Source organism: Psychrobacter sp., from assembly GCF_030454045.1.
Taxonomy (GTDB): domain Bacteria; phylum Pseudomonadota; class Gammaproteobacteria; order Pseudomonadales; family Moraxellaceae; genus Psychrobacter.
In genome coordinates this window covers 17,906-39,593 of record NZ_JAKDJE010000016.1, presented here as the reverse complement: position 1 = coordinate 39,593, position 21,688 = coordinate 17,906, and the positions used below count along the sequence as shown (strand labels likewise).

Here is a 21,688-nt window from a genome sequence, read left to right as displayed (position 1 = left end):
GCTTTTTTATTAGTGATCAACACAACAATTTTGGCGACCAATCACGCTTATCGCGCTATTAGTTTACGCGAGTTTGATAGTCACCAGTACGCGTATCAACACGGACGATTTCACCTTGCTGTACAAATAGCGGTACACGTACCACGGCACCAGTTTCTAGCTTAGCCGGCTTGCCGCCGCCACCTGAGGTGTCACCGCGTACACCAGGATCGGTTTCTGTGATTTGTAATTCAACAAAGTTAGGCGGCGTTACTGATAAAGGTGTACCATTGAACAAAGTAATGGTGCATAGAGCATTGCTGTTCTCTTTTAACCACTGTATCGCGTCGCCCATCGCGTTTTTGTCAGCTTGAATTTGCTCAAAGCTTTCAGGGTGCATAAAGTGCCAAAACTCACCATCATTGTATAGATAGTTCATTTCCGTATCCATCACATCAGCCGCTTCTAAGCTGTCGCCTGATTTGAATGTTTGCTCCAGTACTTTACCACTACGAAGATTACGCAGCTTAACGCGGTTAAAGGCTTGACCTTTACCAGGCTTAACAAATTCGTTTTCAAGAATGGCACAAGGGTTGCCATCAAGCATGACTTTTAGACCAGCTTTAAATTCATTAGTAGAAAAACTTGCCACAAGAGACTCCTAGGGGTTGTAGATATGGTAATAGAGAGAGATAGAGCTGACTGTACCAAAAGTTGCTGCCAAGCCAAGTGCTTACGTATTAGCGGTATACTTTGATAGGGTAGACACTAAGGGCGTATAATATCCGATTTTGGGTACAGGTAGTAGGCTGTCATGATAAACCATTTAATCACACAAAAAAACTGGCAAACACAATTATCGGAAGCCATTACGTCTGTTGACGAGCTGCTCAGTCTCCTAAAGCTCGACTCACTACGTGCAGAGGTCTATGTGCCTACGCATTTTGTGCTGCGTGTGCCGCGCGGCTTTGTGGCAAAAATGACTGTGGGCGACCGTCATGATCCTTTACTAAAACAAGTCCTACCAGATAAGCGTGAACAGATTGCGGTCACTGGCTATGTGGCGGACCCGTTAAGTGAATACAGCCAAAACCCTGTCAAGGGTATGCTCCATAAGTACCAATCAAGAGTGCTTTTGACGATTACAGGTGCTTGTGCGATTCATTGTCGTTACTGCTTTCGCCAGCATTTTGATTACAGTGCCAACATGCCCACGGCGGATGCAAAAGAAGCCATTATCCAATACATTAGCGCGCATCCTGAAATCAATGAAGTGATTTTGAGCGGGGGTGATCCTTTAAATGTGACCAATAGACGTCTGTTTGCATGGTTGGATACTTTGGAGTCTATCCCGCAGCTGACGACGATTCGACTACATACCCGTCTACCACTGGTCATACCAGCGCGATTGGATGGTGAGTTGTTAGACAGATTGTCCCAAAGTCGCTGCCGTATTGTGATGGTGATTCACTGCAATCATGCAAATGAGATTGATGAGCTAACCGCAGAGCACTTGCAGCGTGTTCGATCTGCTGGCGTGACATTATTGAATCAAGCCGTACTATTGAAAAATATCAACGATAATACTGAAGCTCAGGCTGCATTGAGTCAGCGTTTGTTCGACTCTGGTGTGTTGCCGTATTATCTACATGTTTTAGATAAGGTGGCTGGTGCAGCACACTTTGATAATGACGAGCGGTCTGCAATTGAGCTTTACTGGTCACTATTAGCAGCATTACCAGGTTATTTGGTACCCAAGTTGGTCAGAGAACTGCCGAATAGACCTTTTAAGGTGCCAATTGATATTTACAAACATATTTAATGCAGGCAATATAGGGTTGCAGAAAAAACCTGTTAAAAAGAGACGATTGTTGATAAAAATTGGTCAGTGACTGATTTTTTATAAGAAGGGGGTCACGGTATCAGGCATTATATTGATAGAACGGCTAAAATATATTGTCTAACAATAAAACGTCTATCGCTCATACCCATAGCCTCTTTAAAACAATACATAGTTTGCATGCTTTTTACCTGATATTGCTCTACTTTGCGTGGTTGCATATAGCCTCTTGTCAACTTACTCAGAGTGACCAACAGTGAGTAGGAATACTGATGATAACTTTCTCTATGTTTCAAGAGGCTCTCTCGTTTAAAGAGCCGTCATTATTACAACAAACATCGCAAGCAACAAATCGAATCGTGGATGGTGATGCCAAGCACTTGCTCAAACTGTTGACAATGCTGCCGCTACAAACCCAAGAACAACAAGCTGAGCATTTAAAAAACATTATGTCGGTATTACGCACGGCTAATATAGAGGAGGGGCAACGTCTCAAGTTGATGTTAGCTGCAACCGATGCAGCAGATAAGTTGATTGCGACGCTGCGGCAGCAATATATTTATGAAACAGGGGCGTTAAGTGATACCCATCTGGCATATGTTGCCGAAGTTAAATCGCTACATTATCTGATTATTTTAGCGTTTGATGAGGTGGTACGTCGTCAAAACCTAACTGCCAGCATTCGAAAAAAGAGACCCAAAAGAGGCTTGCCATGCTATTTTAATACCAATAAAAAGCAATCTAATCTCCTTGCTACTGCGATCTATCACTCGCTACAGAGGTATCATAAGTTACTGTGCGAAGATGCACTTTGCTATCAGCAGCCGTCAGATTATCTTTGGTATAACATCAATCAACTGTATCACCTGTCTTATCAGCAGCGTGTGTCTCATATTGATTTAGAAACACATATCGTCACACCGTACACAAATAATATTCATCAGCTCTATTGCCAAATCTGCTTACATGATTTGTTAAATGTACGGGCCATGCGGCGACCTAATATTTTATTGGTGCAGCGCTTGTTGCCTGAATGGTCGCAGCATATAGAGGCATCGATTGAGCCCACGACGGAGACACGAGTATTTGTCGACTTGCAAAGCAATCAGCCACCAAGATATCTGACGGCAAGCTCTGATATCAACCCTTATGAAGATCACTATGACTGCCTATTCTTAGAGCTGACCCCTATGGTGCAATATTTTGATTCACGTAGGCAGGTATCCATTGAGGGCAGTAGTATAGGCATCGGGCATGGCCTGCTGAATACGATATCGATGACCATCCGTTATCGTTACTTACAGCCGCAGCTCACCTTGCCCAATAAACATAGCATCAAACACCATGCAAGTTTGATGACTGGGTTTAACAGTATTTACCAGCGCATTGGCCGTTCAGTCAGCTTTGCAAGCTTAATTGCCGCAGAGTCCTTGCCGCTAGAAGAGCGCCCACGTTATGACACCCTGGATTCCGAAAAAAATAGTGATAACATACCGAATGTAGAGGTGTTCGGCGCTCATGACAGCTCATCGTTATTTCGAATAATACGCTTGGCATCAAAAGCAAACATTTTGAATCAGGAAAAGGTTGCCGAAGAAGGTATCGACATAGATACGGAAAAAGCTGAGCTGACTGCAAAGTTACCCTTACATATTATGAGCTTGTTTTTGCTCTCTCAGACTGAGGTAGCAGAGCAGCCCGACTGGTCAATAGGAGTCGTACGCTGGATGCACCTTGATACTCAACACAAAGAGGTTGAATGGCAACTGCTTGGTCATCAGCTCGTGGCGTGCGGGTTACGTCTGGAGGGAGAGGGAAAGCGGAGCCGTCATTTTGTGCCAGCGCTCCTTTTGGGTAAAGATGAACGGCTACAGACCATAAGCTCGCTGATCATACCATCGTCTTATTTTCAGACCAACGATAGAGTCGTTATGCGCATCGACCATAAACAAACCCATTTGCGTTTGGGCCGTAGACTGATACTGACTGATGAATTCAGTCAGTACGAAATAGCCCAATAATGACTCTTTAGAATATGGCCGAAAACCAGAGAATTTGAATCAATCAGCAAGACAGACCGTGTTTTATTTGGATATCAATATTAAACAAATCAGGTCATAAGTTAAACTGCAGGCAGAAGAATTATTGTCTATAATGATGACATTATTACTCTAATTGGTACGATATCTAGGGCGGTAAAAAATACCACGGCAACCAAAACTCAGTCAACATTATGATAATTACTGAGTCTACTTTTTATAGTGTTTTCTAGGCTAGGTGAATTTTTGGAAACAATGTAAAGTGTCGAGAATCAGAGATGAAGATACAACCATAAGATTAAAAGGTTACCTATGCACACTCAGTCCATCTTGAATTTATTAGTGATTAATGACGATCAGCTCTATGCTGAGCGTCTTGTACATTTGCTGAGTCATTATTATGAAAGCGTGAATTTAGGATTCTTGGACGACAAAGAAGAGCTGCTAAAATCATTGCGTCAGTCGTGGGATGTTTTGGTATTTGGTAATGCTTATGAAATGAGTTTCACCGATGTGGTAGGTATCATTCAAGAGCGAAGTATTGATTTGCCGATGATCTACTTGATGACCGATGAGCTGGTAGCAGCTGCCTTCAATGAAGAAGGTCTACCGGCCGTGATGAGCGGTACCATGGTCAAAGCACTCAAAGCTGACCAAGAGATAGCGGTTGTTATGGCTATCTGTCTACAGCATGATAGTCTACGTAGTCGCCGTGACCTTAAAAAACTACGCCATGTTCTCTCAGAAGCAGAACAACGTGCCAACGTACTCATCAAGAACTCAAAAAGTGCGGTCGCTTATATAGATGAAGGCATCCATATTTTTGCAAACGATCCCTATCTTCAATTGTTCGGCTTTCGCTCAATGAGTGATGTCATAGGGGTACCTGTGATTGATCTAATTTCAGGTGGCGATAGTGTCAAAGGATTTAAGCACTTTCTGCGTCAGTTTGACAAAGGCAGCCGCGAGGACGTGGAGTTCAATTTTGAAAGTGTGCGTACCGATGGCAGTACGTTTGAGGCAAAGCTCCAGCTGGCGTCGGCCACCTTAGAGGGTGAGCCAGTCACCCAAATTATTATCCAGCAAAATGCAAGCAACAGTGCAGAGGTTGCCAAACGTTTAGCGGAAGCTGAGCGTAAAGACAACCTAACAGGCGTCAATAATCGTCGCGGCTTTGAGGAGCAGATGGTCATTGTGCACCAACAAGCAACCCAAGGAGAGCTGACAGCAGCCTTGCTATACGTGCAGCTTGATAATATTGGAAAGATAAGAAGTAGTCTTGGTCTACAAGGCGTAGATGCAACGGTCAAACAAGTTGCCTACACACTCGATGAGTTGGTAGTAGATGGGCATATTAGCCGATTTAGTGATACGACCTTTATGATACTGGTCAAAGACCAGACGAGTGCAGAGCTTGAAAAGCTTGCTGAAAAAATTAGCGCACGTATCAGTGAGATGCTCATTGAAGTTGACAAGCGTACGACCAGTACGACCGTCAGTATTGCGATCGTCAAAATAGAAAAAAATACCGCAGCACCTGCCGTAATAATAGAGCGTGCTATGGATACGATCAGCCAGATTATGGTTGAAACCTCTAATCACGGTGGCACCTATCATTTATACGACCCAAGTGAGCATGCCAATAATGATGATCATGCGCTGGCTGAGTCTTTAATCGATGCCATTACCAATAACCGCTTTGAGCTATCGTTCCAGCCGATATATGACATCAATGAAGATCGCAGCGACTTTTTTGAAGTATATTTGCGACTGCCGTTGGCAGATGCTGATAATACAGTACTCACACCCGATCAGTTTATGGCCGTGGCCAAAAAGCACAAACTGCTTGAGAAGATAGATCGTTGGGTGCTCATCAATGCATGTAAAAAAATAAATGATGTACGTAAAGAGCATCCTGCAGCCAGATTATTGGTGCAATTAACCAGTGCTTCATTGATTGATAAAAAATTGCCGCATGTTGCAAGCCAATTAATAAAAGCTGTCGGTGGAAAGGAGGGTGTTTTAACCTTACAGTTCAACGAAAAAGACATCTCGGATCATCTCACGGTTGCAAAATCCCAGTTTTCTGCTCTTAATGAAGTCAGCTGTCAGATGGGCATTACTAATTTTGGTTCTTCTGCCAAATCTGTCGAGATTGCCAACTTAGTGCAGCCAAATGTTGTGCGTTTAGCGCGTAACTATGTACAAGACATACATTCAGCGGACAATTTGGACACAGTTAAGTCGCTTATTACGCGTACTAATGAGGTAAATGTCAATGTGCTGATGCCTTACATCGAGGACGCTGCTACCATGTCTGTCGCTTGGAGTGTGGGTGCGCGTTACTTGCAAGGATATTACTTAGAAGAACCGAGCAAAACGCTAAAGATCGCCAGTTAACCAATAGCGATGCTGTATAAGCTGTATTGTTCAAAGATTGCCATGATGTCTATTAGCAATAAATACCAAATAAGCAGTCTTCTCACCGCCGTTTTATTGCTCACTGCTTGTGAGCATACACCGCCTGATCATCGCGACCCTGTGACACTACCACTATATGTCAATGGAGATGCAGATAATGGCTCGTTAATTTATCAAGATGCTTGTGGTCAATGCCATCAGCTCAATGCTGGACTCAATAAAAAAGGCCCACAATTGATGAACATATATGGCGCGCCCGCTGCTGAGCTAAAAGATTATACTTATAGTAAAGGACTCACAGAGTCTGGTTGGGTATGGGATGCAAAAACACTGGACTCGTATATTGCCGATGCACAAAAAGCCATGCCAGATTCAAAGATGCTATCAGATCCTATGCCAGATGCAAAAGAGCGCGCAGATGTCATTGCCTATTTATCAACCCTTCGGGCTGATGCGCCGATCGCTGTAGATGAAAAAAACTGACCTTAATCCATGATTGTTATGACCCAAAAAATGAGCCGATAACTTACTATGACCTATGCAGCCAGTGATATAGCGCCATCATCTACCTATCAAAAAACCACGGAGACGTGTGATGACTCCATGCCTAGTACCGCCGATTTGCAAATCAATCAGCAGAAAATTGCGCAGTTGATGACGCAGTTGAATCAAGTCGTATTAGATAAGCCGCAAGCCGTCAAATTGGCAATCAGTGGCATACTCGCAGGTGGTCATTTGCTATTACAAGACTTGCCTGGCATGGGCAAAACAACGTTGGCTCAAGGGTTAGCGCAGTTATTAGGTCTAAGTTTTAGCCGAGTGCAGTTTACCAATGATATGTTGCCTGCTGATATCTTAGGCATGAGTATCTATGATCAAAGCAAGCTGCGCTTTGAGTTTCGTCCCGGTCCCATTTTTACTCAGTTGCTACTCGCCGATGAAATCAACCGCTCCAGCCCCAAAACGCAAAGCGCGTTACTTGAAGCCATGGAGGAGCGACAAGTGACGCAAGATGGACAAACCTATGTGTTGCCGCAGCCTTTCTTCGTCATCGCCACCCAAAACCCACTACAACAAGCCGGCGTCTATCCGTTACCTGAATCACAGTTAGATCGGTTTTTGCTGTGTTTATCCTTAGGGTATCCATCCGAGATGGCAGAGCGAGAGCTGCTAAAAGGTCAAGATCGCCGTGAGTTGTTAAAAGATTTAGATACGGTGCTTGATACTGAAGCTGTCCTCTTAGCACAACAAGGTGTAAAGCAGGTCTATGTGGCAGACGTGGTATTAGATTATCTACAAAGGCTGGTTGCAAAAACGCGCGCAAGCCAAGAGTATCATGGTTTATCACCACGCGGCGTACTATCACTACAGCGCGCAGCGCAGGCTTATGCTTATGTGTCAGGGCATATGGAGATGACACCTGAAGACATCCAAGCGGTTTTTGCTGCCGTCGCTGACCACCGTCTCGGGCAGCGTTTTGCCCCCGCACAAGTGACAGGCGGACAGGTATCGCAGACCATCGCCCAACGTATATTAGCGGAAGTGCCTGTTGTCCTCTAAGACCTCATACCCTGCCCAACAAGTATTCTACATTTTAAAGCTTTATCATCGCTCCCATCAGTCAAAGGCTAATATCACAGCCAATCATCAGCCAAAATAGGGTTGTCATGAGCTTGCTACCAAAAGCCTTAACAGGACCAACCACTTCAGCGATAGGGCGTTGGTTTGCCTCGCGTGCGCCCAAAAATGATCGCGCGACACTCAACCTGCGTAATGTTTATATTTTTTTTAGTCGTGAGGGTATGCTGTTTGCTGTGCTATTAGTGATTACTTTTATTGCAGGCATCAACTACGGCAACAACTTGGTATTGGGTTTGTGTTTTTATCTGGTCAGCGTCTGGCTAATCAGTTTTCATGTGACTTTTGCTCATATATCTGGCTTACAAGTGCGTTTGCTGGAGGTCACTATGACAGAGGCGGGGACACCTGCTTGGGTGACGCTACAACTAAATAGCGAAAGCCGTCAGCCACGGCGGCAATTGTGGTTCGAGTTTGAGCCATCAGTCGATCAAACAGATGAAACCAATAAAAAAGAGCAGCGCTCCGTACTCGTGACAAAGCTACAAGGTGAGCAAATCATCCGTCTACCTGTTCAAACGCGTCATCGTGGCCTACTTGAACTACCAAGGCTCACTATCAAAACAGTCTATCCTTTAGGTATCATGCGTGCTTGGTCTTACGTCTATTTTGCACGAAAATCTTGGGTATATCCAAAGCCTGAAGCGTTTGATTGGCAAGCGCAATATTCGGCTGCCAGTGTGGAGGATCTACCAGTCGGTGGCCAATATAAGCAAGGACAGGATGATTTTGAGCGGCTAGACAGTTATATTGAAGGGGAGTCGCTGGCCCGTGTCTCTTGGGGGCATGTGGCACGGGGTCAGGGCATGTTTACCAAGCACTTTGCCGACCCTGTGGGTCATGAGCAGACGCTTGATTATGCAGACATGCCAGGTGCTCATCATGAGCAGAAGCTGGCACAGTTGGCTCATGGAGCGCTGATGCTGGGTCAGCTATCTGTGCCTTTTAAAATGCGCTTACCTAATGAGACTACCACGAATGCAGAGATGGGTGAGGGTGATGCATTTGTGCAAGCTTGCTTGCTAAGGCTGGCAAAAGCACCATGAATGAATCTAACCAGTCCTCTATAAGCGAGTCTTCAAACACGCTAAGCTTTGCGCAGTTAGCACTCGGTCAAAGCACTCACGCAAAAAGCGGTACCGCCATTAATCATAGATGGTACCAGCGACTATTGGGGTTGCCAGCCTATTATTGGGTATTGATTGCCCAAATAGCGGTCGTGTTGCCACACGCAGCGCATCTGCCACTGTGGCTGATCGGCTTTGCTACGGTCAGTATTGTCGCCCAGTTACCCCGTATCAAGCGTCGACTTAAAAAAATATCGCATCTGAAACGTGTCTATCAAGGCATGCAAATGCTGGGCTTTTTGCTGGGTCTAGTAGGTCTATGGCTGACGTATAACACAGCGTTTGGGCTGGATATGGGTGTGGCATTTTTGGTGTTATGTCTCGCTAGTAAGCTTTGGGAGTTGTATCAGCGGCGCGATGCTTATGTGGTGTTGAATTTATCGCTATTTGTACTGGCGGCCTTATTTTTAATGGATCAAGGGTTGCTGACAACTTTAGAGGTGGTACTGGGCGCTGTTATTCTCCTGCTGGCGTTTATTGCCTTAAACGACGATAGCAATGATGACGGTGATGGGCGTCTGCGTACCTTGGGGGTGTTAGGGATTGGGGCGTTGCCATTATTGGTCGTGCTATTTTTATTCTTCCCTAGGCTGCCGCCACTCTGGTCAGTACAACTATCAGCTCAGCAAGCGACCACAGGTGTCTCTGACAGCATGTCCCCTGGTGATTTTGCCAATTTAGGTCAGTCGACTGAACTGGCTTTTCGTGTAGAGTTCGCCGATGATCGCCCGCCGCGTCAGCAGCTCTACTGGCGCGGTCTTGTGTTTAGTGATTTTGATGGAGTTACCTGGCGTCCAAGCAATCAGGTAAGTCAATGGTCAGTGAGGTCACAAGCCCCTACATGGATCCAAAATGCCTTTGCTACCGTGCCTGATCAAGTGCAAGCGGCACCTACTCGTTATCAAGTGATCCTAGAACCTACTCAGCAAAATTGGCTATTTGGACTCGACTATCCATTTACTCAGCAGCCAGATATCAACATCACCTCAAACTTTACATTATCAAAAGATCAGCCAGTCACGCAGCAGCTGCGTTATGATGTATTGCAGTTTGCGCCGATGCGTATTGACCCGATTATGACTGATGCATCAAGACGCCTAAATCTGGCACTACCAGCAGAGGGCAATCCGCAAGCACGCGCGCTTGCTAAGCAGTTATTTGTACAATCAGGCTCAGATCCAGTGCGCTACATGGCTGCTATCGAGCGCTGGATCAATCAAACAGAGTTTCGCTATACGTTGTCACCACCACGACTCAATACTGATCGTATCGATGAGTTTTTGTTTGAGACCAAAGCAGGGTTTTGTGAGCACTACTCTTCAAGCTTTACCTTTATGATGCGCGCAGCTGGTATTCCAGCGCGGGTAGTAGCAGGCTATCAAGGTGGTGAGCTGAGTCAAGGTGGTGATGTTTGGGAAGTGCGTCAAAAAGATGCGCATGCATGGACTGAAGTTTGGCTCGAAGGCCAAGGCTGGGTACGTGTCGATCCCACGTCATTTGTGGCGCCTGAGCGAGTTGAGCAGGGTATGAATGCGATGACCCAGCAGCAAGGCGCAGCCATGTTTGGCAGTGGTGCTAGCGCGCAAATCAGCTACCAGCAGTATCAAATGGTACAAACACTACGTCGCTTGTCTGACCAAGCCAGTTACTATTGGCAAAAAGACGTGGTTGGTTATGATCAAGACAAACAAGCAGATTCGCTACTAAAGTGGTTCAACATCAGCTCCATCATGCAGCAAGTGATTTGGTTAGCGGCCAGTGCTATTATCGTTATGACTACCTTAGTATTCATCATTTGGCAGCGCCGCCGTAAACGCTGGCATCCAGCAGATTTGCCGCTTGCACAGCTCTCAAAACGTATCGGCAAACGTGATAAATTGCTGGCTCGAGAAGTTAATGAAGGACAGTTGGCATGGCTTGAGCGTTTAGCATCTTCTATCGATAGTCGCTTAGATAACGATACTCACCGTCATGCAAGTCGTTTAACAGACAGTGAAAACCCGATAGCGATTCAGTCAAAACTGATTGAAATTAAGCAAAACTATCGTCAGTTACGTTATGGGCGTTTGAGTACGTTTAATACCAATCACAGTGAGTATCAAAAACTACTTAAGCAGCTGAAAAAAAATGTACGCGATCTACTGTGATTTTTCAATCACTTGGTATTGAGATTGGACGTCTTAATTATTATATGTCTGATAGATTGCTTTAGAACTGTTCAATAAAATGAGTTAGCAAGAGAGTGTAATATGGCGGTATATGTAGATTTTGTGCAGATAAAGTTCAAAGGCTATAAATGGTGCCATATGCTTGCGGATAGTTTGCAAGAGCTGCATGATTTTGCAGCATTGATTGAGGTAGATCCACGTTTATTCCACCGCACCGCAAGCTACCCGCATTATGATATTACCGTGCAAATGCGCGAAACAGCCCTTGAGAAGGGGGCGCTGCCTGCCGACAGGAAAAAAATTATTGAATGTGCCAAGAAGCTAAAAGTAGAGCTACAGTCCGAAATGTCGTTATCTGATAGTGACTGATGCAGCTTATAAGTTACACAAAGAAAAAGGTGGGTAGAGATTTTGCTCACCCACCTTTTTTTTTGCTTAGATGATACTTTTCTCGTTTGGTATTATTTGGCAACTGCCGCCGTGCTGACAGCGTTGAGCGCTTTTGAGGCATTATCAAGCTCAGTATCACAGCCTTTGATATGGTGGCGTGTCTTTAGGTAGTCAGGATTGTTGTATGAGAGCCAGACGTTTTTATTGGCATCTTCACTGATTAGGATTTTTTGTGGTAAATCAATGGCAACGGTTTGCTCGCAATTCATCAGAGACGATCTTAATCATGGCGATATCCTTGAGCGATTCATTAGTGAGTCATGGCGAATATCCATTGTGCGTCATCAGGCAGGGGATGGCAATATATTCCAATCGATCGTTACACCAAGCGCTCTGCCAAATAGTCGACCAGTAGTCTGATTTTTGGCGATAGTTGACGGTTGTGTGGGTAGAGCGCCCAAATGCTTTCTTTGGGTTCTCTATAGTCGTCGAGTAAGCTCACCAACGCACCCGATGCCAGATGTTTTTGTACGTAGTAATCGGGCAGTTGTACGATACCCAGCCCTTTTAACGCCGCATCAACCAGACTATAACCGCTGTTGCACTGTATGGTACCAGAGACGCGCAAGTTCTTTTCTGTACCATCTTCGACAAAGTGCCAATAGTCGCGCGTACCCAATAGGCAGTTATGTTGACTGAGATCGTCAAGCGTGCGCGGTACCCCGTATTGATTGAGGTAGGCTGGTGTCGCACAGACAAAATTGGTGCGCAGGCTAAGCTTTTTTGCCATCATCGTAGAGTCGCGCAACTTACCAATACGAATGGCCAAATCGTAGCCACCCTCGATTAAATCAATTTTTTGGTTACTCAAAAAAGCGGTCACCTCAATGTCCCGATATTGCACCATAAAATCATTGATTAAGGGCAGCAATTGTTGCTCGCCATAAGTCACAGGCGCAGTCAATTTGATTCTGCCTTGAGGTTTTGATTGTAAGCTACTCACGGCTTGTTCAGCGGCATCTAGACCATCAAGTACGCTGCGGCAATGCTGATAAAACACGCGGCCCTCTTCGGTGAGTGAGACCTTGCGCGTGGTACGATATAGCAGCTTGATCTTCAGTCGTTGCTCTAGTGCGCTGATCTGGCGGCTGACCTGTGCGGTCGAGATACCAAGCGCTTTTGCGCCGCGCGTAAAGCTCTCGTACTCTGCCACGCAGACAAACTCACTAATCCCTTCCCAGCGCATGATTATTACCAATATGTAAAAGATATTTGCAAATATAGCATATTGTTATCTTATCAGAAATAAATATAATGGTTAGTATCAATGTAAATAGAGGCTGCTTTGTTACCATCGGCGCTTGCCTACAAAGGGTAAGCAAGATAAGCTCTGTCTATCTTTATCCGTTTTAGTTATAAACATCAGGATGATTAAGACGAGCAGATAGCCTTATTGAACAAAAATAATGATTGGGCGTGAATGACGTTTTAAGTTTACGCTACGTCACAATCCATCAATAACAATCAAAAAGAGAGATTCCTATGTCAGATGAATTTATTAAATCAAAAGCCGCCATCGCTTGGGGCCCAAACGAGCCACTATCTATCGAAGAAGTAGACGTCATGCTACCGCGTAAAGGTGAAGTATTGGTAAAAATCGTGGCCAGCGGTGTGTGTCACACAGACGCCTTTACCTTATCTGGTGAAGATCCAGAAGGCGTGTTCCCAGCGATTCTAGGTCATGAAGGCGGCGGTATCGTTGAGCAAGTCGGCGAAGGCGTGACCAGCGTGCAGGTTGGTGATCATGTTATCCCGCTATATACCGCAGAGTGCGGCGTTTGCAAAATGTGCCGCTCAGGCAAAACCAATCTTTGCTCGGCGGTACGCGAGACGCAAGGTAAAGGGTTGATGTCAGATGGCACGACACGTTTTTATAAAGACGGCGAGCCTATCTATCACTATATGGGTTGCTCAACGTTTTCTGAATATACTGTGCTACCAGAGATTTCTCTAGCCAAAGTCAATAAAGAGGCCCCATTAGAAGAAGTTTGCTTGCTTGGTTGCGGTGTGACCACGGGCATGGGCGCGGTCATGAATACAGCAAAAGTTGAAGAGGGCGCAACGGTTGCCATCTTTGGTCTAGGCGGTATCGGCCTGTCAGCAGTGATTGGCGCTGCGATGGCAAAAGCCCAACGTATCATTGTCATCGATATCAATGAAAGCAAGTTTGAGTTGGCCAAAAAACTGGGCGCAACCGATTGTATCAATCCAAAAGACTACGACAAACCGATTCAGGAAGTCATCGTTGATCTAACCGATGGCGGTGTGGATTATTCGTTTGAATGTATCGGCAACGTCGATGTCATGCGTTCCGCGCTAGAGTGCTGTCACAAAGGTTGGGGTGAGTCGGTCATCATCGGTGTCGCTGGTGCTGGCCAAGAAATCTCAACCCGTCCGTTCCAGTTGGTGACAGGTCGCGTCTGGAAAGGCTCAGCGTTTGGCGGTGTGAAAGGTCGTACAGAGTTGCCAGGCTATGTAGAGCGCTATCTGGCGGGTGAGATTCCTTTACAGGATTTCATCACCCACACGATGCCAATCGAAGATGTGAACGAAGCGTTTGACTTGATGCATAAAGGTGAGAGCATCCGTACGGTTGTTAATTTCTAAGCGTCGTTACTGACAGTAATATCAAAATCACAGTTTTAACCTGATGACGCTACAATAAAAAAAGCTGCTTCAATTTTGAAGCAGCTTTTTTTTTGCGTTGTGGTTATTATAGCAACAACATAGGCTCAATGAGCACCCAGCTAGCGCATGATTTAAGCACGGTTTTTGTCAATGAGTTGATCCGTCAGCACGGACAGATCGTCTGCAATCAAATCTGGTGTGGGTACATTTGGCGCACTAAGTAGCTTATTATAAGGGCGAGTCAAAAACGCACCGTGGCAACCTGCCGCTTGCGCGCCGATGGTATCCCAAAGGTGACAAGCAACCAGACACAACTCTGAGGTATCAACACCAAGCGTATCAGCCACCATTTGATAAGTCTCAGGAGCAGGCTTGAACTTATTGACACTCTCAACACTAAAATGCTGGTCAAAATACTGACTGAGTCCCGCCTTTTCTAATGGGGTTGGCGATGGGCTACTCGCTGAATTGGTCAGTGTGACCAACCGAAACCCTGCCTCACGCAGACGAGTCAGTGCTGGCGCTGCGTCAAAGTGAGCAGGCAATGCACTCATTCTTTCTTTAAATTCGCTAATGTCATATGCCGTCAGCGTCACTTGCCCGATGTCCGCAATCATCTGTAATGCACCCACGCCAATCTCACCAAAGGGCGTATACAAATCAGACAGCGTCATGGTTTGAGAGTAAAGCACTAACTGAGCGAACCATTCACGCAGCACCGTTTGCTTACCAAACACCCGCGTAAAAAAAGGAGTGAGTGTGTTGATATCGAGTAGTGTTTCATTGACATCAAACACAATGATCGAGGGAAAAGATTCAGAAGACATAGCGCATCCTTTTTATACATAGGGTAATTTAGTCGGTCATATCTGCCAGTTGCTCTAATATGCTGACGTAGTTTTCAACCCCTTGCGCGCCGCTGACCAAATGGCGCTCATTAAAGACAATCGCGGGCACACTTTGAATGCCTTGCTGTTGCCAATGCTGCTCTTCTGCTCTCACTTCTTTTGCAAAAAACTGTCCTTCTAACACAGCCAGTGCTTCACTACGCTCAAGTCCAACTTCTGCGGCAATATCAGCAAGCACATTGATATTAGAGATGTCTCTGTTGTCGGTAAAGTGCGCTGCAAATAACGCTTGCTTGAGCTCATGCATATATCCTTGCTGATCAGCGAAATGCAGCAGCTGATGCAGATTAAAAGTATTGTGCATGCGCGTGTCGTCATTGAAGTTGAACTCAAAGCCAACCTCACGACCCGCTTCTGTCATTCTGATTCGGCTAGCATCTGACTCTTCTTTAGTCGAGCCGTACTTTTCGATGATGTGTTCACGCAAGTTTTGCCCCTCGCTTGGCATGTGAGGATTCAGCTCAAATGGGTGCCAATGAATGGTGTGTTTTGTGTTGGTTTGCTTTAGAGCTTCTGCCAATTGGCGATAGCCAATCACGCACCAAGGGCAGACGACATCTGAGACGATGTCTATTCGAAGTGGTTTTTGTGATGATTTCATATGTCCTCGCAGGCATTATTATTTATTTTTTATGAGGGTATTTTATAGCTAGGCATATCAGCCAAAGCGACTTGGTTGAATCAGCTTTGGATAATATCACTCAGTCAATATTAAGAGAATAAGGTCTATATTTAGGAGTTTGGTCAGTGATATCTAGTGATTATAAACCAATGAGCAGTATTGAGGTTTAGATAGGTAAATGATTATCAATAACTCTTCAGTCATTGCCGCCGCTCATATCCAACATGCGAGTGGATTAGAAACTACACTCTAACCACTACAAAATAAAAACAAAGCAAGTTTTTTGGTACGCCATAATGGATTTATTGCCGCCGTAGCTATAAGGCGCTTTTTTCACCCATTATATTCATCTGCCAGCGAGAAGCCAGCATGTCTACCTTGACGTTAACAATCAATAAGCAGGATTATCAGCTCGAGAATCTTGACGCCCGTACGACACTGCTCGACGTCTGTCGTCAACACTTACAAATTACTGGACCCAAAAAAGGCTGCGACCACGGCCAATGCGGTGCTTGTACCATGCTCATCAATGGTCGCCGAGTCAACTCTTGTCTCACACTTGCTATCATGCATGATGGTGATGAGATTACGACCATCGAAGGCATCGGTATGCCGGACTCACTATCGGCGCTGCAACAAGCGTTTAAAGACAACGACGCTTTTCAGTGCGGATATTGCACCCCAGGTCAAATTTGTTCAGCGACTGCCTTAATAGAAGAAGTAAAACAAAATTGGCCAAGCCATGTGAGCACAGACTTACAACATCCTGATAGCCTTCTGGTACAAGAAATCGCTGAGCGCATGAGTGGTAATGTCTGTCGCTGCTCCGCTTATCCCAATATCATCAAAGCCATCTCACAAGTGCTTGAGAATGAAGCATCAGCGTCTACTTCTAAAACAGTTGACAACGCTGCGCAAAACTCAAGCGTAACAGGTATTTGGTCACCGCCGTCAAGCGAGGCTCAGTTCCATAAAGCCTCAGCGAATAACAAAACAATAACAGGCAAGGCAGGAGACCACTCATGAAACGTTTTGAATATAGCCGCGCTGATGCACCTAAGCAAGCCGCAACCTCTGCTAGCAGCAAAGACGCTTCTTTTATCGCAGGTGGTACTAACTTATTAGATCTCATGAAACTAGAGATCGAAACCCCAATCAAACTGGTCGATATCACTCGTTTAGAATTAGAGAAAGTAGAAACGACTGCCGATGGTGGTTTACGTATTGGAACACTGGTGACTAATAGCGATTTGGCCGCGCATCCTGAGGTGATTGCAAACTATCCGGTATTGTCCCGAGCCATCTTGGCAGGAGCGACTGGTCAGCTACGTAACAGAGCGACAACGGGCGGCAACTTTTTGCAGCGTACTCGTTGCTATTATTTTTATCAAACAGACAGCGCTTGTAATAAACGTGAACCGGGCACAGGATGTCCTGCTATCAACGGGGAGAACCGTACCCTAGCTGTTTTAGGTACCAGTGATTCATGTATTGCTCAGCACCCATCCGATATGGCAGTGGCAATGCGCTTACTGGATGCCACGATAGAGACAGTTAAAGCAGATGGCTCGACTCGCGCTATCGATGTGAAAGATTTTTATTGTTTGCCAAAAGACACGCCGCATATCGAAAATGTGCTAGAAGCAGGCGAGCTGATTACTCATGTTGTATTACCTGCCCCTATTAAGGGCATGCATACCTATGACAAAGTGCGTGATCGCGCTTCTTACGCCTTTGCACTGGTATCTTGTGCCGCAGTCATCGATGCTGACGACAATGGCAACCTAAAGACAGTACGATTGGCGTTCGGCGGCATCGGTACCAAGCCATGGCGTAATGAAGAGGTTGAGGCACTATTAATGGATACCGATGGCAATAGCGACGTTATCACGCAGGCCGCTGATCTATTATTGCATGATGCCAAAGGTAATGGTCAGAACGACTTTAAAATACCGTTGACGCGTCGCCTACTAAAACAAGTTATTCAGCGCGCACTAGCGGGCGAGGGAGCATAATCATGGCACTATTAGAATCAATCACCCAGTCAGAACCAACCAAAAAACTGACCATGGATGAGCCTGTTGAAACGCTATTTAGCACAACGGCAAGCAAGCTAGTTGGTAAGCCAATCAACCGTGTTGATGGTTCCCTAAAGGTTAGCGGTCAAGCGAAATACAGTGCCGAAATACACTTGGACAATCAAGCCTATGGTGTATTGGTAGGCGCGACCATTGCTAAAGGTCAAGTTGAGAGTATCGATAGTGACTCTCTAAAAGGCATTCCTAATATTATTAAAGTTGTGACCGATCCTGAGCACTTTTTGCGTAACTCTCAACAAGGGACAAAAACTAAAGCACCCAAGCAAGGGGTTAGCGAGATTTTTTATCATGGTCAGCCTATCGCTGTCGTGGTTGCTGAGACTTTTGAGGCGGCAAGAGAAGGCGCTAAAGCGCTGAAAGTGACTTATAAGGATGAGACTGACCAAGCGGCACTGAACTTTACCCAAGAGCTCTCTAACGCCCATGCGGTAGATGAAAAAAAAGGCTCTGATAAAAATAATGTCCAAGGCGATCCAGACCAAGGCTTAGCTGATGCGGCAGTGACCGTTAATCGCTTTTATCATACCCCAAGTCAGAGCAACTCACCGATGGAGCCCCATGCAACGTTGGCTCATTGGGAAGGCGATAAGCTCGTTCTGTATACTTCCAATCAGATGCTCGCTTCTTGCAAACAGCAAGTCATGGATGCTCTGGACCTAAATAAAGATCAAGTACAACTGATCGCACACTATGTGGGTGGTGGGTTCGGTAGTAAGCTCGGTATTGCTCCTGAATCTATTGCAGCGGCGATTGCTGCGAAAGATCTGGGTCGTCCTGTGCTAATCACTATGACGCGTTCACAAGTGATGGAAGCAACGGTCAGACGCTCAAACACGCGTCAGCGTATCGCAATCGGCGCGAACAATGACGGCGTGATCGATACATTGATTCACGATACGATCTCTAGTAATTTGCCAGGTGAGGCTTTCTTTGAGCCAACTGCTCTATCTACGCACCATCTATATAGCGGCAAAAACCGCCGTGTGAATTATGAGATGGTAGACATGAACCAAGTGTTGTCAGGTTCTATGCGTGCGCCTGGCGAAGGGGTAGGTATGATCGCGCTTGAATGTGCCATGGATGAGCTTGCCACACAGTTGGAGATTGATCCGGTTGAACTACGCCGTCGTAATGAGCCAGAGCAAGATCCGAGTCAAGATATTCCTTTCTCAACGCGCCAATTGATTGCCTGTATGGAACAAGGTGCTGAGCATTTTGGTTGGAGTGAGCGAAACGCTAAGCCTGCCAGTCAATTAGAAGGTGACTGGTGGATAGGTACAGGCATGGCGGCGGCTGCCCGTGGTAACCAACTACAGCCATCTGAAGCACGTGCAACCCTACAGGTAGATGAGTCAAAAGCACTTGGTATCAAAGCAGTTATCGAGACAGACATGACAGACATCGGTACAGGGTCTTATACGGTGTTTTCTCAGGTAGCGGCAGACCTGTTAGGACTGCCTATCGACCATGTTGAGATGAAACTAGGTGACAGTGCATTGCCACCAGGATCAGGCTCAGGTGGCAGTTGGGGTGCTGCGAGTGCGGGTAGTGGTGTCTATCTTGCTTGTGAGCAGCTGCGTGAAATGCTAGCAGAAAAAGTTGGTCTGTATCCTGACAACATTCAGTTAGACAATGGTCAAATCAAGAAAACAGGCGAGCATGCTTTAACGGCAATGGAAGCTGCCAAAAAGAGCGGCCAATCATTTGCTGACAGCACTATTGATAAGCTATCGCAAACCACAGGGCTTACGCTATCAGGACAATCAGCATCACAAGAGTATGATTTTGATAATACAGAGTCTTATGCGCTTGCGGATGTGGTCGCTGACTATGATGAGCAAAAAATCACTGCCAAAGGCCAGATAAAACCGGGTAAGAACGGTAAGAGCCATCGCCAAGCCTCTTTTGGTGCGAACTTCGCTGAAGTGGCTGTTCACAAAGTCACTGGTGAGGTTCGGGTGAAACGTATGACAGGTGCATTTGCCGCTGGTCGTATTCTGAACCACAAAACTGCAACGTCGCAATGCTATGGCGGTATGGTGTTCGGTATTGGTTCAGCGTTGATGGAAGAAGTGATTCATGACAAACGTGACGGTCGTCTCTGTAACCATGACCTTGCCGAGTATCATGTGCCAGTTAATGCGGACGTACCGCAGTTAGATGTCATATTGGTAGAAGAAGATGATCCTTATACCAATCCAATGCACATCAAAGGTATCGGTGAGACGGCTATTGCAGGTGCTGCTGCCGCGATTGCCAATGCTATCTATAATGCGGTCGGTGTGCGTGTTTATGACTTCCCGATTACCCTCGACAAGCTGCTTTATGAGATGCCAGAGTAGTTTTATCAGCTTATGTATGACAAGAACCCGCTTACTGAGCGGGTTTTTGTAACTGAGTCGGTAGTATATTTTATTACTAGCAAAAAATTCACTAACAAAAAACAATTATTAAATAAGAGGCATTATGAATCAAGTCGCTGACATTCTGAAGCTGGCAAGCGAGGCTCAGCAGCAAGGTGTTGATGCTGTATTGGCCACTGTCGTTCATACAGAAGGCTCAGCGTATCGCCGTGCTGGTGCCATGATGCTCATCTGTGAAGATGGTCGTTCGGTCGGAATGATCAGCGGTGGCTGCTTGGAGCCTCACATCATCAAACGTGCCTTTTGGCTCACGCGTGACGGTGCCAATGTGCAGGTTTATCAGACGGGTGATGACATTGAATATGCCGAAAATGGTCAAGCGCAGGTAGCGATCAACAAAGAAGCTGGCGATACAGACGACTTGGATGGCCTGGACTTTGATGAGTTGAATTTTGGGCTTGGTTGTAATGGACGTGTACATGTGCTGTTTGAGCGTCTGGCAACAGCTGCACCATTTTTAGAATTAATTCGTCAGGTTCGGCGCATGCAGCAGCCAGTTATGGTCGCTACTTTGATTCGCAACAACGGTTGTCAGAATACCGAGCTGCAAGTTGGCCTGCGTATCAATCTAGACGAATATCACAATTCGGAAAATTCACCAAAACAAGAGATAATAAACCCTTCGAATATAATTGCCGATATTGTAGAAAAGTTAGCAGAGTACAAGCTGTCTGAGAGCAATACTGAATACGTGACCATAAAAACGGATGAGGCAACCACCGAGTGGCTTGTACAACGCTTACAACCTCAAGTGCGCCTGCTCGTTTGCGGGGCAGGAAACGATGTGATGCCATTGGTGACCATGGCCAAGCTACAAGATTGGCATGTCACAGTCATAGATAGCCGCGCACAATATGCGACCCGTATGCGTTTTCCTCAAGCAGATGCAGTGATGGCGCTATCTTTAGAGGATAGTGATACCCTGCTAAAGCTGAGTAATAACGCAGCGGTCGCTCTTATGTCACATAGTCTGACCCAAGACCGCGCTCGCTTGGCGATATTGCTAGCACATGCGCAAAACTATAGATACTTAGGACAGTTAGGGCCGCGCTATCGTACCGAACGCTTAATCAATGAGATAAGCGCTAACATGGATCATCCTGCTATCTTGGATACTGGCGTTCAAAAACTGCATTATCCGATTGGCTATAAGCTAGGAGGAGATGGTCCAGAGGCACTCGCACTGGGTATCATGGCACAGATAAATGCAGTCATGCACGATCAAACTGCATCAGTAGAAGGCTCTCACAGTAGGGTCTCGAATTCAGAAGCAAGCGTTGGTAATACGGATGCTGATATTGTGCCGAGTACCGTATGAGTAGTATCGTCTTAGAAGACAAGGACAG

18 protein-coding genes are annotated in these 21,688 nt (G+C 45.8%); 13 read left to right on the top strand and 5 right to left on the bottom strand.

Features of this window, described 5'->3' with window-relative positions:
• Nucleotides 1-58 precede the first annotated feature (58 nt).
• Complete coding sequence (gene efp / locus L0G63_RS04905) at nt 59-631, bottom strand: elongation factor P (RefSeq protein WP_058025610.1); 573 nt, start codon at nt 629-631, stop codon at nt 59-61.
• Nucleotides 632-793: 162 nt separating this feature from the next.
• On the opposite strand from efp, the gene epmB reads away from it, so the two are divergent.
• The 8 genes from epmB (at nt 794) to L0G63_RS04865 (ending at nt 11,581) form a co-directional block, all read left to right on the top strand.
• The gene (epmB, locus tag L0G63_RS04900) at nt 794-1,801 is read left to right on the top strand and encodes an EF-P beta-lysylation protein EpmB (RefSeq protein ID WP_301449625.1); all 1,008 of its coding nucleotides are present in this window, start codon (nt 794-796) and stop codon (nt 1,799-1,801) included.
• Nucleotides 1,802-2,091: 290 nt separating this feature from the next.
• On the top strand, nt 2,092-3,840 hold the full coding sequence (locus tag L0G63_RS04895) for a hypothetical protein (RefSeq protein WP_301449624.1): 1,749 nt from the start codon (nt 2,092-2,094) through the stop codon (nt 3,838-3,840).
• A gap of 330 nt (nt 3,841-4,170) precedes the next feature.
• Nucleotides 4,171-6,258: an EAL domain-containing protein gene (locus tag L0G63_RS04890; protein WP_301449623.1), complete on the top strand. Its 2,088-nt coding sequence runs from the start codon at nt 4,171-4,173 to the stop codon at nt 6,256-6,258.
• Between the two features lie 42 nt (nt 6,259-6,300).
• Nucleotides 6,301-6,762 (top strand): cytochrome c family protein, encoded by a 462-nt coding sequence (locus L0G63_RS04885; protein WP_301449622.1) that lies wholly within the window; start codon nt 6,301-6,303, stop codon nt 6,760-6,762.
• Nucleotides 6,763-6,831: 69 nt separating this feature from the next.
• The gene (locus tag L0G63_RS04880) at nt 6,832-7,839 is read left to right on the top strand and encodes a MoxR family ATPase (protein WP_301449635.1); all 1,008 of its coding nucleotides are present in this window, start codon (nt 6,832-6,834) and stop codon (nt 7,837-7,839) included.
• 107 nt (nt 7,840-7,946) lie between these two features.
• A complete protein-coding gene (locus L0G63_RS04875) occupies nt 7,947-8,963 on the top strand; it encodes a hypothetical protein (RefSeq protein WP_301449621.1) in 1,017 nt (338 codons plus the stop codon).
• The gene (locus L0G63_RS04870) at nt 8,960-11,191 is read left to right on the top strand and encodes a DUF3488 and transglutaminase-like domain-containing protein (protein ID WP_301449620.1); all 2,232 of its coding nucleotides are present in this window, start codon (nt 8,960-8,962) and stop codon (nt 11,189-11,191) included. Before L0G63_RS04875 ends, L0G63_RS04870 begins: the two co-directional genes overlap by 4 nt.
• A gap of 102 nt (nt 11,192-11,293) precedes the next feature.
• Nucleotides 11,294-11,581 carry a DUF4031 domain-containing protein gene (locus tag L0G63_RS04865; RefSeq protein ID WP_301449619.1) on the top strand — a complete coding sequence of 96 codons (288 nt, stop codon included), beginning with the start codon at nt 11,294-11,296 and terminating at the stop codon, nt 11,579-11,581.
• Between the two features lie 92 nt (nt 11,582-11,673).
• On the opposite strand, the gene L0G63_RS04860 is transcribed toward L0G63_RS04865, so the two are convergent.
• Together L0G63_RS04860 and L0G63_RS04855 are read right to left on the bottom strand one after the other, a co-directional pair.
• Entirely contained in the window at nt 11,674-11,871 is a 198-nt protein-coding gene (locus L0G63_RS04860; protein ID WP_301449618.1) for a DUF302 domain-containing protein, read from the bottom strand.
• A 110-nt stretch (nt 11,872-11,981) separates the two neighbouring features.
• Nucleotides 11,982-12,848 (bottom strand): LysR family transcriptional regulator, encoded by an 867-nt coding sequence (locus L0G63_RS04855; RefSeq protein ID WP_301449617.1) that lies wholly within the window; start codon nt 12,846-12,848, stop codon nt 11,982-11,984.
• Between the two features lie 296 nt (nt 12,849-13,144).
• On the opposite strand from L0G63_RS04855, the gene L0G63_RS04850 reads away from it, so the two are divergent.
• Complete coding sequence (locus L0G63_RS04850) at nt 13,145-14,269, top strand: S-(hydroxymethyl)glutathione dehydrogenase/class III alcohol dehydrogenase (RefSeq protein ID WP_301449616.1); 1,125 nt, start codon at nt 13,145-13,147, stop codon at nt 14,267-14,269.
• Between the two features lie 152 nt (nt 14,270-14,421).
• Here the strand turns inward: L0G63_RS04850 and L0G63_RS04845 are convergent, their stop codons facing one another.
• Entirely contained in the window at nt 14,422-15,117 is a 696-nt protein-coding gene (locus L0G63_RS04845) for a haloacid dehalogenase type II (RefSeq protein WP_301449615.1), read from the bottom strand.
• Between the two features lie 28 nt (nt 15,118-15,145).
• Nucleotides 15,146-15,799 (bottom strand): DsbA family protein, encoded by a 654-nt coding sequence (locus L0G63_RS04840; protein ID WP_301449614.1) that lies wholly within the window; start codon nt 15,797-15,799, stop codon nt 15,146-15,148.
• Between the two features lie 390 nt (nt 15,800-16,189).
• Here L0G63_RS04840 and L0G63_RS04835 point away from each other — a divergent pair, with 390 nt between their 5' ends.
• The 4 genes from L0G63_RS04835 (at nt 16,190) to L0G63_RS04820 (ending at nt 21,660) form a co-directional block, all read left to right on the top strand.
• A complete protein-coding gene (locus L0G63_RS04835; RefSeq protein ID WP_301449613.1) occupies nt 16,190-16,846 on the top strand; it encodes a 2Fe-2S iron-sulfur cluster-binding protein in 657 nt (218 codons plus the stop codon).
• Complete coding sequence (locus tag L0G63_RS04830; RefSeq protein ID WP_301449612.1) at nt 16,843-17,835, top strand: xanthine dehydrogenase family protein subunit M; 993 nt, start codon at nt 16,843-16,845, stop codon at nt 17,833-17,835. The genes L0G63_RS04835 and L0G63_RS04830 overlap by 4 nt, the downstream gene beginning before the upstream one ends.
• 2 nt (nt 17,836-17,837) lie before the next feature.
• Nucleotides 17,838-20,261, top strand: a complete 2,424-nt coding sequence (locus L0G63_RS04825; RefSeq protein ID WP_301449611.1) for a xanthine dehydrogenase family protein molybdopterin-binding subunit — start codon at nt 17,838-17,840, stop codon at nt 20,259-20,261.
• A gap of 124 nt (nt 20,262-20,385) precedes the next feature.
• Complete coding sequence (locus L0G63_RS04820) at nt 20,386-21,660, top strand: XdhC family protein (protein ID WP_301449610.1); 1,275 nt, start codon at nt 20,386-20,388, stop codon at nt 21,658-21,660.
• Nucleotides 21,661-21,688: the final 28 nt, after the last annotated feature.